Source organism: Actinomadura napierensis, assembly GCF_039529375.1.
In the GTDB taxonomy this organism is placed as follows: Bacteria; Actinomycetota; Actinomycetes; order Streptosporangiales; family Streptosporangiaceae; genus Spirillospora; species Spirillospora napierensis.
In genome coordinates, this window is sequence record NZ_BAAAMR010000343.1 from 1 (window position 1) to 627 (window position 627).

Here is a 627-nt window from a genome sequence, read left to right on the forward strand (position 1 = left end):
CGCGCTCGTCTGCATTTTTACTTAAGACAATGGTGGGCTCAATTGGTTCATGCGCCAAGACAGCATCAACTCAGACTCTCAATTGATGTTGACCCGCAAGAATTTAGTTAGATGATTTGAATATCATGGTGTGAAGAACACTTTTTCCCTTTACACTTACAAAAGATCAATACATTCGGGGCAATGAATGTCATTCCTACTGCAAGCAACTATTTTTCTTGGAGCATCTCTGATTTTAGTCCCTTTGGGCAAACGCCTAGGGATTGCAACAGTTTTAGGTTATTTATTTACGGGCATACTTCTTGGCCAGAGTGTGTTAATTATTGCCCATGACCCTGAGGCCATTATGGAGTTGGCTGAATTTGGGGTCATTTTACTTATGTTCCTGATTGGTCTAGAGCTCCGCCCACAACGTTTGTGGGAAATGCGTGACTCTATATTTGTGATGGGAAGTTTACAGGTCGTGATTACGGGCATAATTCTTATGCTCACCGTATTGCTGCTATTTCAACAACAGCTTGCTGCCAGCTTTGTGATTGGTTTTGCGCTTGCGCTGTCTTCTACGGCCTTTGTATTACAGCTTCTGACTGAGAAACAACAGCTCAATACCACCTACGGTCAGCAATC

1 protein-coding gene is annotated in these 627 nt (G+C 43.1%); it reads left to right on the forward strand.

The features are described 5' to 3' along the window. Positions 1 to 187 precede the first annotated feature (187 nt). A partial coding sequence (locus ABD296_RS49830) for a cation:proton antiporter domain-containing protein (protein WP_344285641.1) occupies positions 188 to 627 on the forward strand: 440 nt, incomplete at its 3' end.